At 46.6% G+C, this 21,533-nt stretch carries 11 protein-coding genes and 1 pseudogene; 6 read left to right on the top strand and 6 right to left on the bottom strand.

Annotated features, from left to right (window positions below):
* Both QUA88_RS26875 and QUA88_RS26870 read right to left on the bottom strand, forming a co-directional pair.
* Nucleotides 1–131: pseudogene (locus QUA88_RS26875) on the bottom strand (photosystem II q(b) protein); the annotation flags it as partial.
* Nucleotides 132–328: 197 nt separating this feature from the next.
* Nucleotides 329–2,074: an alpha/beta hydrolase gene (locus QUA88_RS26870; protein ID WP_333058315.1), complete on the bottom strand. Its 1,746-nt coding sequence runs from the start codon at nucleotides 2,072–2,074 to the stop codon at nucleotides 329–331.
* A 287-nt stretch (nucleotides 2,075–2,361) separates the two neighbouring features.
* On the opposite strand from QUA88_RS26870, the gene QUA88_RS26865 reads away from it, so the two are divergent.
* Nucleotides 2,362–3,342: an Npun_R2479 family HD domain-containing metalloprotein gene (locus tag QUA88_RS26865; protein WP_333058314.1), complete on the top strand. Its 981-nt coding sequence runs from the start codon at nucleotides 2,362–2,364 to the stop codon at nucleotides 3,340–3,342.
* Between the two features lie 398 nt (nucleotides 3,343–3,740).
* Nucleotides 3,741–5,939, top strand: a complete 2,199-nt coding sequence (gene ligA / locus QUA88_RS26860) for an NAD-dependent DNA ligase LigA (RefSeq protein ID WP_333274783.1) — start codon at nucleotides 3,741–3,743, stop codon at nucleotides 5,937–5,939.
* A gap of 121 nt (nucleotides 5,940–6,060) precedes the next feature.
* Here the strand turns inward: ligA and QUA88_RS26855 are convergent, their stop codons facing one another.
* Nucleotides 6,061–6,264, bottom strand: a complete 204-nt coding sequence (locus QUA88_RS26855; RefSeq protein ID WP_333058312.1) for a hypothetical protein — start codon at nucleotides 6,262–6,264, stop codon at nucleotides 6,061–6,063.
* Nucleotides 6,265–6,276: 12 nt separating this feature from the next.
* Between QUA88_RS26855 and QUA88_RS26850 the strand changes: the two genes are divergently transcribed.
* On the top strand, nucleotides 6,277–6,690 hold the full coding sequence (locus QUA88_RS26850) for a hypothetical protein (protein WP_333058311.1): 414 nt from the start codon (nucleotides 6,277–6,279) through the stop codon (nucleotides 6,688–6,690).
* A gap of 392 nt (nucleotides 6,691–7,082) precedes the next feature.
* Here the strand turns inward: QUA88_RS26850 and QUA88_RS26845 are convergent, their stop codons facing one another.
* On the bottom strand, nucleotides 7,083–15,506 hold the full coding sequence (locus QUA88_RS26845) for a CHAT domain-containing protein (protein ID WP_333274779.1): 8,424 nt from the start codon (nucleotides 15,504–15,506) through the stop codon (nucleotides 7,083–7,085).
* Nucleotides 15,507–16,830: 1,324 nt separating this feature from the next.
* Between QUA88_RS26845 and QUA88_RS26840 the strand changes: the two genes are divergently transcribed.
* From QUA88_RS26840 to atpC, 3 genes are all read left to right on the top strand, one after another.
* Nucleotides 16,831–17,685 carry a PEP-CTERM sorting domain-containing protein gene (locus tag QUA88_RS26840; RefSeq protein ID WP_333058307.1) on the top strand — a complete coding sequence of 285 codons (855 nt, stop codon included), beginning with the start codon at nucleotides 16,831–16,833 and terminating at the stop codon, nucleotides 17,683–17,685.
* Nucleotides 17,686–17,823: 138 nt separating this feature from the next.
* The gene (gene atpD, locus QUA88_RS26835) at nucleotides 17,824–19,281 is read left to right on the top strand and encodes a F0F1 ATP synthase subunit beta (RefSeq protein ID WP_006635884.1); all 1,458 of its coding nucleotides are present in this window, start codon (nucleotides 17,824–17,826) and stop codon (nucleotides 19,279–19,281) included.
* Between the two features lie 183 nt (nucleotides 19,282–19,464).
* Nucleotides 19,465–19,872: an ATP synthase F1 subunit epsilon gene (gene atpC / locus QUA88_RS26830; protein WP_333058306.1), complete on the top strand. Its 408-nt coding sequence runs from the start codon at nucleotides 19,465–19,467 to the stop codon at nucleotides 19,870–19,872.
* A gap of 92 nt (nucleotides 19,873–19,964) precedes the next feature.
* On the opposite strand, the gene QUA88_RS26825 is transcribed toward atpC, so the two are convergent.
* Nucleotides 19,965–20,264 carry a DUF7734 family protein gene (locus QUA88_RS26825; RefSeq protein WP_333058305.1) on the bottom strand — a complete coding sequence of 100 codons (300 nt, stop codon included), beginning with the start codon at nucleotides 20,262–20,264 and terminating at the stop codon, nucleotides 19,965–19,967.
* Between the two features lie 706 nt (nucleotides 20,265–20,970).
* Nucleotides 20,971–21,495 carry a transposase gene (locus tag QUA88_RS26820; RefSeq protein ID WP_333274776.1) on the bottom strand — a complete coding sequence of 175 codons (525 nt, stop codon included), beginning with the start codon at nucleotides 21,493–21,495 and terminating at the stop codon, nucleotides 20,971–20,973.
* Between the last annotated feature and the right edge of the window lie 38 nt (nucleotides 21,496–21,533).

Genomic DNA, 21,533 nt, shown 5'->3' with positions numbered 1-21,533 from the left:
GCGCTGAGCAAGGTAGGAATCATCAAGACTCCGAACCAACCTACATAAATGCGGTTGTCGGTGCTTGTGACCCACTCGCAGAAGCGTTCCCAGACGTTGGCGCTTTCGCGCTGCTGTAAGGTTGTTGTCATGGTTTTATGATTGCTGTATTTGGTTGTCAATGTTCGGATGATGTTTATATTATTACGCCTATCGTTAAGGTTTGTAAAGGGGTTTGACGACAGTTAAACTGATGAGTGTGATTAGGAAAGCTGATGAGAGGAAAGAGATGGCCCATCGCCCCCGCACGAAAAGAGATGACAGCGTTCACGCGCGGCGCACCTCAACCCTAACGAACAGGATCTATGGGAGGTGGAGAAGGTAAAGGAACAGGAGCGATCGCAGGTGGAGAGGCAGGGATGCGAGGAGGTGGAGAAATCCTGAACTGCAGGAGTTGCTGGGGGGTGAGCGATCGCAAAATTCTCAGTCCGAGAGTGTCTCTGGAGATGCTTAAAGCGTAGGATGGCTCCAAATACGGGCGGAAATTGGATTTATTGTTCAAATAGCTTTCCATGAACGCTAGGCTGAGTCCGCTGAGGTAGCGGCGGGCTAAAGCTGGTTCGGGCCCGATCGCCTGTGGTGGTGGCAGAAAGAGGCTTTGAGGGGATTCCTCGATCGTTGAGAAGTGAGTCCCGTTGTTCATCAGTACGAGATATTTGTTGGGCGATGTCAGCCATGTGAACGGTTGAATTTGTTCGAGCAAAGCGGGGGCGACTGTATCGGCGCTGCCTGCGATTAGCATGACGGGGATTTGGATTTTGCTGAGGTTTGTTTCTCCGAGAATGCTGCTGGCGATCGGGTTAACGGCGATCGCAGCTTTGATGCGCGGGTCGCCGAAATTGTACTGGTTGCGCTCTAGGCCGCGGGCGCGGCACTGCAACAGTAGGGAGAGGTTCCAACTATCGTTCTCGAGTCCGCAATCTTTGTCTAGCTGTGCAAAATTAATCCCTGCCCCGGCTAATGCTAAAGCCGTATAGCCACCGAAAGACTGGCCGATGACGCCGACTCGCTGCAAGTCGAACTGCCCTTGGTAGGCCGGATCGGTTGTAGAAAGTTTGGTTAAATAATCGAGCAGGTCTTTGATGTCGAGGGGGCGGTTGACAAATTCTGCTGGTTCTGCTACTTGATTGGCTCTGCCTGTTACTAAGTCTTGGATTTGTTGGGCGTTGCTGCCGGGGTGTTCGGGGACAGCGACGGCAAAGCCGTAGGAGGCTAGGTGTTTGGCTAAATATTGAAAGGAAATGCGATCGGAACCTAAACCGTGGGAAATTACTACTACTGGGGCCGGTTGGGGGCTGCCCTGTGGTAGGTAAATGTCCATATCAAATGTGCGATTGCGATTTGGACTCGTCAGAGTTACCGATGATTTTTTCCAAGTATAGGGGCCAGGTAGCTGGGGCTGCTGCATTTGGGCGGGCGGTATGGTGGGTTCTAAGGCTGCTTGTGCTTCCGACAACTGGGCGACTCCGGCGATCGTCTGATTGGAACGGTTGATCAGCGATGTCAGCTCGTTGGCGATACCCAAGGCGCGGGCGATGTCAATCCTGATGCCATAGGTGGGGAATTTCCGCAGCACGTTGAGAATTGTCAGGCCTTCTGGATCTGAGGCTGCTAAAATCAGGGCGGCTCGGATGGCATAAAATCCGGGCTGCCGAGCTTTGGTTTGAATTACTCGGCCCAAGCGTTTCAGCAGCACTTCTCCTTGAGGCGTGTAGAGAAATTGGGCGATCGTCACGTGGCTGATTTCAGCCTTCGCTTGCAGGGCGCTGCGAATCTCAGCTAGCTGAGATGCTTTGACGTACTGAGCGAAGCCGTCCAAGTTTGAGTCTATTTTGCCTTCTTTGGCGAAAAGTGCCAGGGATTCAATGGGAACTGATTCTTCTAGTGGCCCGTAAGTTACGTAAATTCGCTCGGCACCCATTGCCGGTGCGGCGGTGCAAACAGCAGTGAATGCACACAATCCTAGGTATTTTTGGGCGATCGAGCGCCGAGTACCCAGGGCAGCAGTGGAGAGACTCCGAAACAGACAGTTCATAAGTTTCAAACCTAGGACTTCTAATAATTAGTCAGTGAAACGATGTAAATTGTTTCACTAACATTTAATACCAAAAAATCGATCTGTTGCTTCGGATGCTTCCGAAATTAGGTTATCTTGGGAAGCATAGCCAAAAGAGCAATTTTCTGACCTGACAAGACTAGCTGAAATTTAAAATTCAACGCCGAGGGGTCAAACCTACTGGAATGCCCATTAATTATTTTTTCAGCAAGGCCAAGATATTTTCGATCGAGTTTGTAACTACAGCCTGAGTGAGAGAATTTATGATGTTCAATGCAACTGCTATCCTGATTGACGCTTTTGTGCAAGAGTTGCAGGCCGGCTACCGTCGCACCTACGGCAAGTACAAGCCTGACTACCCTGAAATTATCGCCTGGGCAGGGACTATGGCTCTGGAAAATATCGCTAACTGCGATGCTCTCTACCACAATGTGGAACACACAATGCTCGTGGCTTTGGTGGGACAAGAGATTCTCCGGGGCAAGCATATTCGCGAAGGCGGAGTGTCGCCGGAAGATTGGCTGCACTACCTAATCTCGCTGCTGTGTCACGATATCGGCTACGTCAAAGGTGTTTGCCGCCAAGACCAAGAAGCTGTGGGACTATATGCTACGGGTATTGACGGGGGCATGGTTTCTGTGCCGATCGGGGCAACTTCTGCCAGTTTAACTCCTTATCATGTCGATCGAGGCAAACTCGTAATTGACGAACGCTTCGGCGGCCACACATTAATTGATGCCGAACAAATCAAGCGCAATATTGAATTGACGCGCTTCCCAGTTCCTGCTAGCGAAACTCATCAAGACCGAAATAATTATTCTGGACTCGCTAGGGCCGCCGATTTGATCGGTCAGTTGAGCGATCCAAATTACCTGCGAAAAATAAGTGCCTTGTTCTACGAATTTGAGGAAGTCGGCACTAATAAAATCTTGGGCTACAAATCTCCGGGAGATTTGCGACAAAATTACGCCAAGTTTTATTGGAATGGAGTTTTTCCCTACATTCCAGCAGCTTTGAACTACTTGGAATTAACCCAAGGAGGCAAACAAATTATTGCCAACCTCTACGCCAATGTATTTCAGGTAGAACACGCTGAACCGCTCGCTTTCACAAAGCCAAACGCTCAAGAATTTACCAAATACCGCGCCAATAGCAACTTGAACATCGAAAAAGATGGTGATAATCTTCAACCTTCAATGTCCGGGGAAAACAAGAAATTTACGGAGTTTCCCGACTTAAATTTGTAATGATTTACGCCCATAATTCGGCAGCTATAAAGGCGAATCAGTGGATTTTAAAATTGAGAATGTGGCCTGACAGGTTTGGCGCAACGTTCGGCGTTCAATCAGTCGAAGGATTTGAAATTTACTTCATAGATGAATCTGGAAGGTTGAACAAGAGTCGAAAGTTTTGGCCGACTGGCAACTTTGGTCGGAAAGTATATCCGTTTTTGGACAGGGTGACAATTAGGATAAGTTTTGATTTTCTAGTTGCTATATCTTGGTTTTTAGCTCAAATTGACATTGCTCATCTCAAATCTAAAATCTGTCTGGCAGCAGAGAGGTTGCTCGATCCTTTTTTTTGAGCTAAAATGGAAAGTTATAATCAAAAATTTAACATCTAAAATCTAAAACCTTAAATCGATATGGCAGCAGAGATTCAGCAGCAAATTCAACAGTTGAGGCAGCAGCTACAGGAAGCTAGCTATGCTTATTATGTTCTCGATGCGCCGATTATGCCAGATGAAGTGTACGATCGACTTTATCGCCAGTTGCAAGAATTAGAATCAGATTATCCTGAATTAATTACTGCGGAAAGTCCGACTCAGCGCGTGGGAGAACAGCCTGCTACTCAATTTTTTAGCGTCAAACACAATATTCCTCTCTACAGTTTGGAAAATGCTTTTAATTTTGAGGAATTTGCTAAATGGCAGGAACGCTGGCAAAGGGTAGCACCTTCCCTAACCCCCGTTCAAGAAGGAAATGCACCCCCCCTAACCCCCCCCTATCAAGGGGGGGGACAAGAGGGAAATGTACCCCCCCTAACCCCCCCTTATCAAGGGGGGGGACAAGAGGGAATAGCATCTTCCATTCGCAATCAGGAAAACAGGGAAATTACTCCCCCCCTTAGCAAGGGGGGGTTGGGGGGGGTTTCCTATGTTTGCGAATTAAAAATTGACGGTTCTGCTTTAGCGTTAACCTATGAAAATGGAATTTTAGTTCGCGGTGCAACGCGGGGAGACGGCATTGCCGGAGAGGAAATCACTCAAAATGTCAAGACTATTCGCTCGATTCCTTTAAAGCTCAATTTAGATAATCCGCCGCCTGTTGTGGAAGTGCGGGGAGAAGCTTTTTTGTCTTTAGCTGTGTTTGAGGAAATTAATCGGGAACGGGAAAAAGCAGGGGAACAATTGTTTGCTAATCCTCGCAATGCTGCGGCGGGTACGCTGCGGCAGTTGGATTCTAAAATTGTGGATAAGCGACGGTTGGATTTCTTTGCTTATACTCTGCATTTAGATCAAGGTAACGAGGGTAACACGCAGTGGGATTCGTTGGAATTGTTGCGACGAATGGGGTTTAAGGTGAATCCCAATCGCAAAATTTGCTATTCTTTGGATGAGGTTCGGGAGTATTACGAATATTGGGATACTGAACGGCGGAATTTGCCTTACATGACTGATGGGGTTGTTGTTAAGATTAATTCGGTTTTGCTGCAAAAACAATTGGGTTTTACTCAGAGGTTTCCGCGTTGGGCGATCGCCCTGAAGTATCCCGCGGCAGAAGTGCCTACAATAGTAGAAGCTGTCACAGTGCAAGTAGGGAGAACCGGGGCTCTGACGCCTGTAGCGGAACTAAAACCGGTGCAGTTGGCGGGAACGACGGTTTCGCGGGCTTCTCTCCACAATAGCGATCGACTTTCCGACCTAAATCTCCATATTGGCGATACTGTGATTGTCAGAAAAGCTGGGGAAATTATACCAGAAGTTGTGCGAGTTTTGCCGGAACTTCGGCCCCAAAATGCTCAACTTTTCCAAATGCCTAGTTGCTGTCCCGAATGCGAACAGCCTGTGGTTCGGGAAAAGGGGGAGGCAGTTACTCGCTGCATCAATACATCTTGTCCGGCAATTTTGAGGGGTTCGCTGATTCATTTTTGCAGCCGGGATGCTCTGGATATTAACGGTGTTGGCGAAAAGTTGGTGCAGCAAATGGTTGATAGCAATCTCGTGCATTCTGCGGCGGATTTGTACGATTTGACTGCGGAAAGATTGATGAGTTTGGAACGCATGGGTAAGAAGTTAGCAGAAAAGTTGGTAAGTGCGATCGCCCAATCAAAAAATCAACCTTATTCGCGCGTACTTTACGGCTTGGGCATCCGCCACGTCGGCAGCGTGAATGCTCAATTGCTGACAGAAAGGTTTGCAAATGTAGAAGAGTTAGCAGGAGTATCGGCGGCCTCGATTGAGGGCGTTTACGGCATCGGCCCGGAAATTGCTCAAGCTGTTTATCAGTGGTTTCGAGTGCCGGCAAATCAAAGTTTAATTGCACGGTTGAAAACTGCAGGCTTACAATTGCAGTCAGAAGTAAAAAATCCCAATTTAGCCAGCACAAATTTACAACTTGCAGGCAAAACTTTTGTGCTGACCGGAACTTTGCCCAATTTGAAACGAGATGAAGCTAAAGATTTGATTCAAAAAGCAGGAGGTAAAGTCACAAGTTCTGTGAGTGCTAAAACTGATTATGTGGTTGTGGGAGAAGATGCGGGTTCTAAGTTGGAAAAAGCTCAATCTTTAGGAATCAAACTACTTTCGGAATCTGAGTTATTAGAACTGCTATCCAAACCATAAATGATTGGTAAAAGTCAATATATCTCTCTCTTTGCTCTTTCTCTGCGCCCTCTGCGCCCTCTGCGGTTCGTAAAAAAAGCTCATTCACTTGGGCCGTTTTCAAAGAAAATCCCCAACAATTCTATTGCCCTAGATGCAAAATAGCCCCTCGCGAATTGGGCAATACCTCAAAAGGCAGAGAAATCCCGATCGCCCTTGGTGAATATACATACTTCCCCAGCGGTGCGGCCCAAATCTGTTGTCGGTACAGGCGAGTTTTGCTAAAATTTGATAAAGTTTGCAATAGCGATGGCAACTGCCAGCTTAGCCAAATCCCAGCAATCATAGGAGATACATTATGTCGGAAATTCCAGCAGAACAAGCACAAACAAACTTGCCAACTCCAGAAACAACTACCGAAAGCTCAATTTCTGGGGTGGAAAACTTGAAAAACAGTGTGGGAAATGTCCTAAATAGTTGGAAGTTGAAAGCAGGATTAGCCGTTGCTGTACTTTTGGGAGTTTTGCTATTTGCTTTCTACTGGCAGCATATGATTGCAGTCGTAGGTATGAAGAGTTGGTCGGCGCGATCGGGTGCTAATCCGATCGAATGTATGGTAAGAGATACTAATAATGACGAGTATGTCAGTTGCAGCGCCCTCCTCGATCAGCAGATTGTCCCTCTTGAGTGCAGTTCGAGTCTGTTCAATATCGGCTGTCGAGTCAATTACGGAACTGCGGCACCAAATCCGAGACAAACCAACCCTAGATAGAGCATCTGCGGGTTAGAGATGATTGTTGAAGGAACAGATTTGCTACTAAAACATGGGAATTATAAAAAAATTCCCACCGTGAAAATACTCCAGCAATAAAGAGGGGAAAACTATTGTTTTTCTTGTTGTAAATTAGCAGGTAAGTCTACTTACCTGCTATTGCCATTAGGTAATCTGTGATAGATGATGTGTGGCAGTATATTGGCGATCAGAAGGTTTTGATGATATTAATTTGGTGGTGATGAAACAGAAATAGAGTTCCAAACCCCCTGGATCGGCGCTTGAAATTGGGGCAGCCAGGGGCGAACCGCCCCAACCACCCAAAGCGGGCATTGCCCCTAGTAGAAACTTTCGTCCTTCAGAAGCGGAGACTGAAAAATAAAGATGGCAGCTTACCAAGGGCTTCCGATCATGGTGAAACTACTCCAATAATAAGGATGAGAAAAATTTTGGTTTGGTTGTTGTAAATTAGCAGGTAAATTTAACTGGCCGCCTGTTGTTACTAGCTGTCCGTTTTCCAGCCGCACTTTACCGGACATTATTGCTTGTTGAGCCAGTTGCAAAGCTTCTGCCTTAGTTGTGGTTCCTCGCAACTGGTGGTAAAATTCGCTCATCAGCGCCAAGGTGCCTCCATCGTCAACATACCACAAACTCCCTAAAGCAGATTTGGCGCCGGATTTTACTGCTAAACCTCCAAAACCTAACTCTGCTTCCCGATCGCCCATAGCAGTTCTACAAGCACTTAATACTAACAAGTCTACCTGCGGATTGCGCCAATTCAAACTCTCTATGCGATCGAGCTGCAATTTGGAATTCCACATTTGAATGTAGGAATTGCTCGCTTTTCCCGGTTTGAATTCAGCGTGAGTTGCTAGATGAACGATCCGAAATCCTCCCTTGGCGTGTTCCGACGTGAGATTATCTAAAGTGAAAGCAGAATTGAGGAAAGATGGGCCCTGCCACTGAGCCGAAATCGCCTGCAATTCGATCGGCACACTGGGCAAGGGCTGTTGGTCAACAAATTCTGACCTTCCCATTGCTAGCACTGTGGCGTCTCTAACAGCTTTATAATCGGTATTAGTCGAACTAAAACTCGGAATTAGGCTAAAACTGTATTTTTCAATCAAGAAGCCTTTACCGTCGTGCAAAGCGGCAAAGGGCAGGCTCCGCAATCCGGGATCGACTGACAGTAATAAAGTTTGAATTCCTAAGTTTTGTAGGTCTTTTTCTAGGGGTGCGATCGCCCATTTATATAGTTGCTGAGCGGCGGCTAGATAAGTGCTAGTATCGCGTTTTGCGGGATTGGTGATTTCAGCGCGAAACTCCTGGACGGTGGGGAAAAGAGCTGCTTTGTTGGCTTCGGGGACGCTGTAGTGAATCGGCCACCCGGCGGGAGGAACTAAAATTAGTTCCAATTGATCTTCTCGCGAGACCATGTAGATAATACCAGACCGCTTGCCGGTTTGCTGTTCGATATTTTGTAAAGTTTGTTGGGATGTCGAAATCAAGGTTTTTTCCTCTAGGATGTTGGCTTCTACCCCCAGGTATTCTGCAAATTCTTGATTCCTCATTTCTTCGATTCCCCAGACTGTTTTCTGTATGTCGTTACCTTCAAAAAGTCGATCGGGAGACGGAACATATCCCAGAACTAAATTAGAAGTAGGGTTAACTGTTGGTGCTTGTTGGGATGCGAGTGAAGAGGCTACGATGCCAGCGGGTAATTGACTGATGATACTTTGATCGATGGTTAAAATTCGATGATCGGCAGCAGCAACACCGAGATTGTCTAGCGATCGACTTTCGGGGCGTTTAAAGTCTTGTTCATCGGAGGTTGACGGTTCGGGTGTGGGTGTATCGGCGGCTGTGGGCGAGTTTGGCGCTGTCACAGGTGTGGGCACTTGTATTTCCGTAGGATCGATCGAAGCGGGAGTGACACTTGGAGTGGGAGTTAGGGTGACACTTGGAGTGGGAGTTGGAGTTATTAGCGGAGTGGGAGTGAAAACTGCAGTCGGAGTTGAAGTTACTACCGGAGTGGGAGTTGGAGTTATTAGCGGAGTGGGAGTGACAACTGCAGTCGGAGTTGGAGTTATTAGCGGAGTGGGAGTGACAACTGCAGTCGGAGTTGGAGTTACTACCGGAGTTGGAGTGACAACTGCAGTCGGAGTTGGAGTTACTAGCGGAGTGGGAGTGACAACTGCAGTCGGAGTGGGAGTGACAACTGCAGTCGGAGTGGGAGTTACTACCGGAGTTGGAGTCACACTTGCAGTCGGAGTGGGAGTTACTACCGGAGTTGGAGTGACAATTGCAGTCGGAGTGGGAGTTACTACCGGAGTTGGAGTGACAATTGCAGTCGGAGTTGGAGTTACTACCGGAGTTGGAGTGACAATTGCAGTCGGAGTTGGAGTTACTACCGGAGTTGGAGTTTCACTCGGAGTCGGAGTCGGAGTTTCTACCGGAGTGGGAGTTTCACTCGGAGTCGGAGTTGGAGTTACTACCGGAGTGGGAGTTTCACTCGGAGTCGGAGTCGGAGTTTCTACCGGAGTGGGAGTTGGTGTTGGCGGCGGGTCGATCGCGTCATCAGTGGAAAATACAATATTACCAACACTACTAGAACGCGGAAACGACTGCGATGTAATGGTAGATTGTCCCGTGGTAATTGCACCCGCCGTACCGTTGCTAGCAGCATCCCCTACCACAAACGGTTGAATCGGCGTCCCTCTATCTCCCCCAGCGTGTGTAATTGCGATATTTCCGCTACCTGTGCCGCCAGCAGTAGAAATGCTAGCAAATCCCGTCGGCGACAGTGGGGTGGAAAAAGTACCCGTAGCGCGGAAATAATTGCCTGTTATTGCTGTGACATCGCCACCGGTGCCGCCTGTACCGCCTTCGGCATTGATAAACTCTACTTGAATATCGCCGATCGGATCTAAGAACACATTGCCGGCATTTCCGACTATACCGCTAGAGTTAATTTGTCCGGTTGTAATTGAAGTTATCGCCTTAACAGTTATGTTGCCACCACTGTTTGCCGATGTATTCAAATTGCCTGCGGTGAAATTGTTACCAGTTGTAAATAGAATTTCTCCGCCATTAGCAGTAATATTTTTAACGGTTAGATCACCCTTGGCAGTAATATCGACTTTGGCGGCGGTGACATCTCCCAATAAATTGACTTTTTCTGTGTTTAGTGCTGTCAATTGTTGCGCGTTAATTGTCGAGTTTCCTGTCACATTGCCAGCATTTTCGATCGCAAGATTTCCTAACTTGCTGGTGGCACCCACCGCACCGTTGAAAGTTATGCTGCCGCTACCGGAGGCTAGAGTTAAGTTGCGGGCATTAATGCTGTCACTGTCGATCGCACCCAAAGCAATATTTCCCCCTGCCGTACTAAATACCGCATCCTTTGTCAAAACCACAGCATTGCTAATATTAAGGTTGCCGTTATTAGTGGTAATATTACCGCCTAATTTAGTATTTAATCCCGTAATATTAAAGCCAGAATTGCTGTTAACGTTTCCAATAAATTCTGCATTTGAGGCAGTAGCCTTCAAAACAGATAATGGCGTTGTTTCTCCGATATTTCCTTGCACTAACACATTGCCTGTAGCGGCATCTAAGTTCAACAAATGATTACCGTCTATCGCACCAATTATCTTAATATCTCCGCCGCCGGTAGTGAGATTAATATCGTTGCCGAGTGTGACAGTGCCGTTGAGATCGATCGGATTTTTATTGGTATTGATGCCATCATTCAAATTAATTGTGGCAGCCTTGAGAGCAATGCTGCTGTTGTCATTGCCGGTAAGAGTGCCATCAAGTGCGATCGTACCCGTTCCCGTTTGAATATTTACTGGATCTAAAAATGTAAGATTAGAGGAAATACTAACATTTGCACTGCTATCCGATCGCCCGATCGCGATCGAGCTAAATCCATTTTGAATCAAATTAAGTTCCGCAGCAGTCAAATCTAAAGCGCTAGTATTGTTATCTGTTCCGCCAACAACAATATTTTGTCCGGCTGTTGCTGGTTGCAGCGTTAGCACGCCCGTACCCGAAACATTCCCCGAAAAATCAATTTCACCTGCCCTTAAAGTCAGCGGGTTACTACCTGCTGACAAACTCGAACCGAAATCAATAGTTGCATCCCCCAGTGTAAAAGTTACAGGAGCGTTTAATGTCACCGGAGCGCTAAAACTAATGTTATCATTAGTTGTTGTAATATTTCCGCTAGCCGCAACTGTTCCACCGCCATTTTGAATAAATTCACCGTCCAAGTTCAGGTTTTTCTCAATATTGAGATTCACCTTATTGGTAATTGTGAGCGTGCCGTCATTGGTGGTTGTTACAGTTCCTTTAAGATTAACATTGTCCGCAGCAATACCGAGATTGCCAGCCACGTCAACTGTATTATTGAAACTAATGTCGCTGCCTGCGAGAATCGGATTATTGGCAACCGTCACAGCATCTGCATAAGTTTGAGTGCCGGTTGTAGTGACATTCCCGCCTAAAGATATCTTGCTGTTGGCAGTTAAACTTGTGAGAGGAGTTGTTTCGCCGATCGCACTTTTGAAGGTAAGATTACCGCTAGTCGCCTTCACAGTCAAATTGCTGGTACCATCAACAGTATTATTGAAAGTAATGCTGTCACCTGAAATAATCGGATTGTTGGCAATTGTAACTGCATCTCCATAAGTTTGAGCACCAGTTGTAGTAACATTTCCCTTGACTTGAGTTGTGCCGCCAGCATCTGCAGTCAAACTCGCGGCATTCACTGTTTGATTAAATGCGGTTGTGCCTGTAGAGTTAGCTGTTAAATTGCCGATCGGAGTTACAGCACCAACTGCACCATTGAAGGTAACATTACCAGTACCGCCATTCACAGTTAAATCGCTGCTACCGTCAACAGTTGTATTGAAAGTAATTTGGCTGCCGGAGAGAATCGGATTATTGGCAATTGTAACTGCATCTCCATAAGTTTGAGCGCCAGTTGTAGTGACATTGCCACCTAAAGATATCTTGCTGTTGGCAGTTAAACTTGTGAGAGGAGTTGTTTCGCCGATCGCACCATTGAATGTAAGATCACCGCTAACCGCCTTCACAGTCAAATCACTGCTGCCGTCTACAGTATTATTGAAAGTAATTTCGCTGCCTGCGAGAATGGGATTGTTGGCAATTGTCACTGCATCTCCATAGGTTTGAGCGCCAGTTGTAGTAACATTTCCCTTGACTTGAGTTGTGCCGCCAGCATTGGTGGTGAAACTGGTAGCTTTGACAGCATTAAATGTAGTTGTGCCAGCACTGGTGACGGTGACATTTCCTAATGATCCAGTACCGGGCAATCCATTAGCATCAATGCTATTTATCTCGACTTGATTGGGAGTGGCGATCGCGATATCTCCGGCCGCACCGGAAGTAGAGCTAGAATTAATTACTCCTGAAACTGCAACAACGTCGCCTGTTTGGCCTGTGAGGGTGATTTTGCCGCCATTGCCAGCAGTGGAACTAGAGTTAAGATTACTAGCAGTAATATTGTTAGCACTGAGTGCGATCGGGCCACCATTTCCGGTAGTGGATGTGGTATCAATTGCCCCTGCTGTCGTATCAATATTGCCATTAGTGCTGGTAAGGGCGATCGCCCCTCCGGGACTTCTCATACTACCAACGGTAATATTGCCTGTAGTTTCAATCGAAAAATCGATCGGACTCTTAACATCCAAAGAATTGATTGTTTTCAGGGAACCTAAAGGTACTGTATTTCCAATGGGCCCGTTGACATTAATCACGCCTGTTCCCGTAGTCAAAACTAGGTTGCCATCGCCGTCAACCGTTCCCCCAAAATTAATGTCACCGGCATTATTTAACCCAGTATCGAGGGTGACATTAGAACCCGTAGCGAGAGAGACTTTGCCACCAAAGTCAATCTTCTGTTCGTTGGTGACAATGGTGAGAATATTTTTGTTTAAGTTAGTCGTTAGAGCATTAAAAGTAATTGAAGCGTTGTTTACACCTGTAATGTTTCCATCGACTGCAATTGTGCCAGCTTGCATTGTGACGGGGAAATTAAAAGTAACACCAGCAGGGTCAATTGCGATATTCCCCGTCCCATCCGTGCGCCCGATAATCATTTGGGAAAACCCATTTAAAACCGGAGGCGCGAGTTCAGCACTGCTGAGATTCAAACGATCGTCCGCAGTATTACCACCCACAGTAATATCTAAACTGGGAGTAAGCGGCTGCAACTGGATAATCCCAGTACCTTTAATTTGAGTTATTGATGACAATGAAATGTCATCGCCCGTCAAAGTGACATTGCCGCCTAAAGTCGCCTCAATCACACCTGGGGTGAGTCTAATGGAATTATCGGAGTTGTTAGCCTTTCCCGTGAGACTAATATTACCCGTTCCCGTAGCTTGTATTGTGCTCGGTGCCATGGTAGTAAGAATCGGGGGCATATCAATCCCGTAGGTGTTCAATCCAGTCCCTAAACTCGTACCGGTTAAAACAATATCTCCATTCTCCGATTTTACCGTGCCCTCGAAGAGCCTGATCCCGGAATTACCGCTCGCGACTGTAGTGCTGATGCCTGCACTGCTCGTCCCCGTCAACGTCACCTTTCCCAAGCCTGCGGTTTGGATTGTAGCATCATTTAATATCTCTATACCGTGGTTGGAAGACCCAGTCCCACCACCTGTACCCGTCAGACTGACATTTCCAGAAAGCGCTTTCACTGTAGCGTTCTCAACGAATATCCCTCGATTGTCACGAGTCCCATTACCGCCAACACCGATCAGAGTCACAGTCCCATTCTCCGCCGTTGACTCCACTGTAGCGTTGTTGAGATTAACGCCTGTATTTTCGATTCCTGTCCCCGCACCTGTTCCAGTCAGGCTGACACTTCCCCCGGCCCGCACTGTACTGCCGTCAATAGATATCCCTTGATTACCATCTGTCCCGTTGCCGCCAGTACCGTTGAAAGTAATATTGCCGCTGTCAGTAGTTTGTAATGTGGTAGCACCCGAAATAGAAATACCGACATTGTTTCCCCCTGTCGATTTTCTTCCCGTACCATTCAGGTCAATTTTTCCACTTCCGGCATTAATTTTGCTGTTCTGGACATTGATTCCCGGCCCGAACACAAGAGTCCCCTGACCCTTACCCAGGAAATTACCACCATTAGTAGCGATCGTGGAACCTACGATACTGAGAGCACCACCGTTTAGATTATCGCTATCAGCATTCAGAGTAATAGTGCCTCCCTGAGTGGTGATAGTGGTCTTATTAAGATTAATATTATTATTCGCATTCAGAGTCAGCGAATTATTATTAGTCCAAGCGATCGGTGCGTCAACGTTAATATTGCCTTGCTCCGTATTACCTGACGCCGTAGAAATAGTAACATTTCCCAAATTTAGCTGTGCTTGCAGCCTCCCATTATTAATCACAGAAGGAGGGCCGGAGTCAACAAATCCTGGCCCCGCAGGAACATTATTCGGACCTTCGACAATAGTAATATTAGTAGGATCTAACAATAAGGTACCAGCAATCCCAAAGGTCGATCGCAAATCAACTAATCCTTGAAAATCCAGCCATTGCTTTCCAGACACTTCCGCAAAGCCCCCATTCCCAGAAACCAAGCCACCTCTGGCCGTAATATTGCCATTAAAGCGAGTATTTTCATCAGCCCAAACTATAACTCGCCCGCCATTCCCATTACTAACAGCATCAGCATTAATCGTCGAATCGCTGCTAACAAAAGTCCGCGAAGCATTGGGCACAGTCCCCAAACCCTGATAATCTCCGCCAATCAGTACATTACCGCCGCCGTTAATCCCAGAAGCATCGATATTGCCTGCAATAACACCTACTTTGTCGCCTAAAATATTTACAGTACCGCCAGTGTTGCCAGAGACATTGAGAGTGCCGGATGCGATCGCAGTTCCCGCAGTTACCGGCACAGCAGCATTCCCCGTTAACACAACTTCCCCATTGGGATTTACCGTCAAACCCGTCGCCTGTGCCACACCTTGTCCAGTCAGCAACTCCGGCAAAGATAATACTGGCTGCGTCCAATTGTTTGGCAGCGAAGTGTGATTTGCTGTCGGCTGAATATCCAAGCTCAATAAATTTCCAGCTTGACTAATCCGCACCAAATTGTTACCCGGTACGGCGCTGATGATAATATTGCCGCTAGGCGCATTTACCTGACCAGTATTGACAACCGTACCGCCGATCAAACTTAAACTTTGACCTGGTGTCACCGTCAGATTGCCTGCATTAATTATGCTTCCCCCTGGCAAATTTGTAAACGCAAAACTATTCGGTGTCCCGATTAATGTTGCCCAATTGTTATTGCCGATCGCACTAAACCACTGATTTTCCCCAAAACCAATCCCTGTCGCCGTAGTAGCATTAAAAGATCCAGGCACGTTGAGAATGGCATTCGGCCCGAAAATCATGCCAGCAGGATTCATCAAAAATAAATTGGAATTCCCGCCCGTAACTTGAATTAAGCCATTTATTAAAGAAGGATTACCCCCAGTAATCCTTCCCAAAATATTTTGAATATTGGGATTGGTCAAAAAGTTAGCCGTTTCAGCCTCGCTGAGGCCAAACTGAGTAAAACTGTGAAAAAGATTAGCCCCATCTCCGCTGAAAGACCCCCCGGAAATGTCGTAGCGGTTGCCGTTGGGAGTAACAACTGTGTTAGTGCCATCTGGTGCGGGGGCGATGGGTTGCGCCTTGGCCGAACCCGCCGCAGCACTCAGCCAGCTAACAATGAATAACCATCCGAGGAAATGTAGTTTGTTGGGTGTCATTGTGTTTAAAGATGGTGCTTAAAGTGCGATCGTATTTATTTCTCCTATTTTTACTCCTAAAAAAATCTCATGTCAATAGGAGCATCCTATTTTGGGCGGTCGAATAATTAGGACTAAAAAAGGAAATCTACAGCCTATTCGGTCGTTTATGAAGTACAGTAGAAACCTTAATTGCGTGCTGTTAATCCTCCGGGTGCGGAGCTACGATATCTTGGATATACAGCACTTTCCAGGTAAGTGAAGTACAGAGAAACCGGGTTTCTTGAATAAAACCGGTTTCTGGCGAGAAATCCAGAAGAAACCCGGTTTCTGGGGTGTACTTTATCAACCTGGAATCCGCTGTAACTTACAGATTGACTGGTGTATCCGCACCGATGCTTGCCATCAGATTATGTGTACCACATATACATGGAATATGCTGTATGTTTTCAATTAGGAATGAGAATTAAATAACTTCCACTCTTGAAAGTGGGATGGGCGTCCCGCCCGTCCAAAAAGAATGGGCGGGACGCCCATCCCACCATAACAATTAAAATTGTAAGTTATTTAATTCTCGATCCTTAGTATGATTTACATATTTTTTTTTACTAGGAATCATGCGAGGTAAATCAAACTTGGTTTCTTTTTTTGACTTTCACTGCTTCCTTACCACAATTACCTTAAACAACCGGGTTAATTTGTTCGGGACTGTGGCGGAAAATATGGCACATAACGCGAGGTTTAGGGGTTTAAAAAACTCGCGATTTTAGTCAAAACTACGTAAGTATCGCTCGCCTGTTATACATCTTGCTTAAAGTAGCAAAAAACTCGCTCAAATCCCTACTCGCCGGCGCTCCCGCTTCTTTCTGCATCGGGCGAGCAGCTTGCAGCCCGCTTTCAGGAGCAACTAACCGAACAGCCGACTTTCTCTCAAAAACTTTATATTTTAGGGATGAACTTTACCAAAACTTCATAAAGCTCGACTAAAATTTTTATGTATTTTTGATGAAAGCCAATATAGGCAAGTCTTGCACTCAACTTTAGACAGTTACCGAAACCAAGTAAATGTAGTAGCTTGGAAGTCTAGGCCGGATGAAAATCTTGCTGTTACAGATTAAACTGTGCCAATCTAGTGTCAGTGAAAACTCTTAGAAGAAGCACTCATTTACTGCAAAACACCCTTAAGTGAGATATGTATGTATATTCACTGGTGTGGAGCCTCTTCTTCAGGTTTGACGATCGTCCTAAATATCGCAGGCTCGCGATCGTCTATTCGCGTCACGGCAACATGGCATTTAGGGCATTTTGGGCCTAACTACCTAACAATACAGGAGGAATCAGGGTTATGACTACCTTAACGCTAGTCAAAAAAACATCTTTTACAGTCGCCAGCTTGGCAACCACAATGTTGCTCAGCATCTGCCTGCCCGTCCGAGCTTTCATGTTTGGCACCGACGGCATCCAGTTCGATCGAGATACCAATGTAGAGTTCACATTCCTAGAATCTCACAACTCTTACCAGTCCAGCTTGTGGGTAGCAGCTTTGGCTGCTGAGCCAGAAAACAATGGCTACACAAACATCGCCAGACTGTTTTACGAGACTAAACCCTCAGATAACGGCTCTGCCAACAACTGGAAAGGAACCTTCGGGAACGCAGTCACCTCCGAAAACGGCTCCATCACCCAAAACTTCAGATTTTTGAAGGATCAAATTTATGCCCTGCTGCTGTGGAGCGACACCGGCACCGGCAGACCTTTCGAGCAATACGTCTCGTCAAGCACCTTCATGAACAGCTCCCAATGGCGGGCCGCTGGCACCCAGTTCCGAAGAGATGAATGTCTGGTGGCGGGATGTCAGCTTGCTGTGTTTGGTAAATTTAGCCTCGACCCCAACTCCAGCGGCTCCTTTGCAAACATCAACGGCGGTAAAGGCCCAGAGCAATTTTCATCCCTCACAATGGCCGAACTGGCTAATGGCACAAAAATCTCCTTCGACGATGCCGAACCAGGAACCAAGCTAGACTTCAACGAATTCACCGTGTCCGCTGAGTTAGCCCCCCAACCAGTCCCCCAACCAGTCCCCCAACCAGTCCCAGAACCAGCCCCCGAACCAGTCCCCGAACCAGTCACAGTATTCGGGACTATCCTGGGGATCGGGGCTTTGGCTGCGGCTCGCAGGAAAAAAAAGCGAGGGCAGTAACCATAAAAATGACTCTTAACCAGACCCATACAAATCTAAATAGTGCGTCTGTTCAGTGGTAATCTGAGGAATAGCATTTCTAAATGTTAAGACTTTTTCCATAACGGGAAAAATAGCATCCTAACAAAGGCACTATTCATGGTATCCACCGCAGAAAAAACGAACGTAGGCTACATCACCCAAATCATTGGGCCGGTTGTAGACGTAAAATTCCCAGGCGGCAAACTGCCCCAAATCTATAACGCTCTCACGATTTCCGGCAAAAACGAAGCAGGTCAAGACGTTGCCGTTACCTGCGAAGTTCAACAACTGCTCGGAGACAGCCAAGTGCGTGCAGTTTCCATGAGTACCACCGACGGCTTGGTGCGTGGCATGGAAGTAGTAGATACCGGGGAAGCAATCCAAGTTCCAGTCGGCATCCCAACTCTCGGCCGGATTTTTAACGTCATCGGTCAACCCGTAGACAACCTAGGCCCGGTCAATACTTCCGAAAGTATGCCCATCCACCGCAACCCGCCGGCTTTTACCGAACTGGAAACCAAGCCTTCGGTGTTTGAAACAGGGATCAAGGTGATTGACCTGCTGGCCCCCTACCGTCGCGGCGGCAAAATCGGTTTGTTCGGCGGCGCAGGCGTCGGCAAAACCGTGATTATGATGGAACTCGTGAACAACATCGCCAAGGCTCACGGCGGCGTGTCCGTGTTCGGTGGTGTGGGCGAGCGCACCCGCGAAGGCAATGACCTCTACAAAGAAATGATCGAGTCGGGGGTTATTGACGAAGAAGACCGCAGCAAGTCAAAAATTGCTCTGGTTTACGGTCAAATGAACGAGCCGCCTGGTGCTCGGATGCGCGTGGGCCTGTCGGCTCTGGCGATGGCCGAATACTTCCGTGATGTCAGCAAGCAAGACGTGCTGCTGTTCATTGACAATATCTTCCGGTTCGTGCAAGCGGGTTCTGAGGTATCGGCTCTGTTGGGTCGGATGCCTTCGGCTGTGGGATATCAGCCGACTCTCGGTACAGACATGGGCGACTTGCAAGAACGGATTACCTCGACTACCGAAGGTTCGATTACTTCGGTTCAAGCTGTGTACGTACCTGCGGATGACTTGACTGACCCCGCACCGGCTACGACTTTTGCTCACTTGGACGCTACAACTGTGTTGTCTCGCGGTTTGGCTGCGAAGGGGATTTATCCTGCGGTTGACCCGCTGGATTCTACGTCTACGATGTTGCAAGTTAGCGTTGTCGGCGAAGAACACTATGGTGTTGCTCGTCAGGTGCAGTCTACTCTGCAACGCTATAAGGAATTGCAAGACATTATTGCAATTTTGGGCTTGGACGAGCTGTCGGAAGATGACCGCTTGACAGTTTCTCGCGCTCGCAAAATTGAACGCTTCTTGTCTCAACCGTTCTTTGTGGCTGAAGTGTTCACCGGTTCCCCCGGCAAGTACGTCAAGCTGGCAGACACCATTAAGGGCTTCCAGATGATTTTGGCTGGCGAACTTGATGAATTACCGGAACAAGCTTTCTATTTGGTGGGCGATATCAACGAGGCGATCGCCAAAGCTGAAAAAATGAAAGCTGACGCCAAGTAATTTTAGTCATGAGTCAGTAGTCAGTAGTCATGAGTCATGAGTCAGTAGTTATTAGTTATTTGTTATTAGTTATTGGTTATTGGTAACAACTGACAACTGACAACTGACAACTGACAACTGATAACTGACAACTGACAACTGACAACTGACAACTGACAACTGACAACCGACAACTGACAATTTATGACATTAACTGTGCGCGTAGTGGCCCCAGACAAAACTGTTTGGGATTCTAATGCTGAAGAAGTAATTCTGCCGAGCACCACAGGCCAACTGGGTATCTTGAGCGGTCACGCTCCCATGTTGACAGCTTTGGATACCGGAGTGATGCGCGTCCGTCCCGGCAAGGAATGGGTGTCTATTGCTCTGATGGGTGGCTTTGCAGAAATCCAAGAAAACAAAGTTACTATTCTTGTCAACGGCGCTGAAAAAGGCGAAACCATTGATAAAGAAGCTGCTCGTACTGCTTACACCGAAGCAGAAGCTCGTTTGCAAAAGGCTACTACCGGCACTTTGCAAGAGCAAATTCAAGCCAAGCAAGCAATCAAGCGCGCGAGAGCTCGTTTCCAAGCTGCCGGCGGCACGCTCTAGCTCTAATGGTAAGGACATAGTGCTTTTGTAGTAGGGACACAACATTGTTGTGTCCCTGCTGTTTTTCTGGCGTTGTGTCCCTAATGCGAGAGCTAAACTCCCGCCTCGGACAATAGAGATTGCATTGTTTCCCAAGATAACCCCTGCTGAAGATAGCGGGGGTTATTTGGATTGTAGGGGCTCTCCACGCGATCGATACTGACAATTTTTGCTTCCTCCGGCAAAACAGGAACCTCTGGATCGCTCGCGGTCGATCGCGTCAGGGAGCTAGAAAAGCCTTTAAAAATAGCAATTTCATCGAATTCGCCGTCTATTTCGGCCTTGACGATTAAAACTTCGTGCGATCGTTTTACCGTGTATTGTTCCAAGCGACGAGCAATAGAGTCAGCCATAGCAAATATCACTTTCCTGAAATCTGCTATAATATACAGCACTTTCCAGGTAAGTGAAGTACAGAGAAACCGGGTTTCTTGAATAAAACCGGTTTCTGGCGAGAAATCCAGAAGAAACCCGGTTTCTGGGGTGTACTTTATAAACCTGGAATCCGCTGTAGCTTAATTTTGTGGCTAATTTCAGGGGCAGCGATCCAATATTTTATTCTTAATTAAACCTTTTTTAACAGCCGGAAGTAAGCGCACATAATATAAATTGTGTAAAAAAAAGTTGCAATATTTTCCGTCGGCACAACCTACTTGTTAAATATTTTACAGCATATTTTATGTACATTTAGTACGGATAAACCGGGTTTCGAGCGACAGAATCAGTTAAGATGCGAGAACTGTAAATAAACCCCGTGAGAGCGGGGTATAATTCATAAACCTGGAATATTCTGTATGATGCAGAAACAGAACAAAGCATTCAACTAAAACAGGCAACTGCTGCTGAATTTCAAAAATGTCTGGAGCTTTATTTCGAGAAAAATTTTACTTAGACGCAAAAATTGTTCAATAAGATTTGCGAAAGAAAGCCTCAAGATAAGTTAGCAGCAATTTACTCTCAGCGCTCTCTAAAGAATGGAATGTCTGGAGTGCCACAAGGATAGTCGGGGATAGAAGCTTTGGATGAAAAGTAGTGATACAGATACAGCACTTCCGGATGTTATGAGGTACAGTAGCAGCAATTAGTAAACCAGTTTTTAAGATGTTTCGGATTAATTAAGTCAAGAGCCACAGCAATTATCCTGTCAACCATTTTAGTGCTGGTTGGTGAAAACTGTCGCAATAAAGATTTGAGTTGCGACCACCATAATTCAATTGGATTAAAATCAGGAGAGTATGGGGACAAACACAAGATAGAAGCACCCACCGCTTCAATCATAGTCTTAATTGAATCTACTTTATGCGCTGGTAAGTTATCCATCACTACTACTGCTCCCGACCACAATTGTGGCACTAAACATTGATCGATAAATACCTCAAATGCTTGGCTATCCATCGAGTTGTCAATGGTCATTAATGCCACTACTTGCGTGAGACTAATTGCACCAATTACTGTGACTTTTTGGCCTCGATAAAAAGGTTTGACCGCATAGGCTCTAGTCCCTAGTTGGGAACGTGCATGACTTCTGCTTAAACCTAGCAATACCAGGGTAAACGCATCTAAATTAAGTTGACAGAAAATCATATTTGTGCATGATTTGTTTTTTATAAAACAATTCTTAA

Source organism: Microcoleus sp. D3_18_C2 (genome assembly GCF_036702395.1).
Classification (GTDB): domain Bacteria; phylum Cyanobacteriota; class Cyanobacteriia; order Cyanobacteriales; family Microcoleaceae; genus Microcoleus.
Note: the sequence above shows the minus strand (reverse complement) of the source record. Positions and strands in the feature narration are given on the sequence as shown.

Excerpts from the sequence above, each read along its gene's own strand:
- QUA88_RS26870 (WP_333058315.1), bottom strand. The coding sequence starts at position 2,074 with ATGAACTGTCTGTTTCGGAGTCTCTCCACTGCTGCCCTGGGTACTCGG.
- QUA88_RS26865 (WP_333058314.1), top strand. The coding sequence starts at position 2,362 with ATGTTCAATGCAACTGCTATCCTGATTGACGCTTTTGTGCAAGAGTTG.
- ligA (WP_333274783.1), top strand. The coding sequence starts at position 3,741 with ATGGCAGCAGAGATTCAGCAGCAAATTCAACAGTTGAGGCAGCAGCTA.
- QUA88_RS26855 (WP_333058312.1), bottom strand. The coding sequence starts at position 6,264 with ATGATTGCTGGGATTTGGCTAAGCTGGCAGTTGCCATCGCTATTGCAA.
- QUA88_RS26850 (WP_333058311.1), top strand. The coding sequence starts at position 6,277 with ATGTCGGAAATTCCAGCAGAACAAGCACAAACAAACTTGCCAACTCCA.
- QUA88_RS26845 (WP_333274779.1), bottom strand. The coding sequence starts at position 15,506 with ATGACACCCAACAAACTACATTTCCTCGGATGGTTATTCATTGTTAGC.
- QUA88_RS26840 (WP_333058307.1), top strand. The coding sequence starts at position 16,831 with ATGACTACCTTAACGCTAGTCAAAAAAACATCTTTTACAGTCGCCAGC.
- atpD (WP_006635884.1), top strand. The coding sequence starts at position 17,824 with ATGGTATCCACCGCAGAAAAAACGAACGTAGGCTACATCACCCAAATC.
- atpC (WP_333058306.1), top strand. The coding sequence starts at position 19,465 with ATGACATTAACTGTGCGCGTAGTGGCCCCAGACAAAACTGTTTGGGAT.
- QUA88_RS26825 (WP_333058305.1), bottom strand. The coding sequence starts at position 20,264 with ATGGCTGACTCTATTGCTCGTCGCTTGGAACAATACACGGTAAAACGA.
- QUA88_RS26820 (WP_333274776.1), bottom strand. The coding sequence starts at position 21,495 with ATGATTTTCTGTCAACTTAATTTAGATGCGTTTACCCTGGTATTGCTA.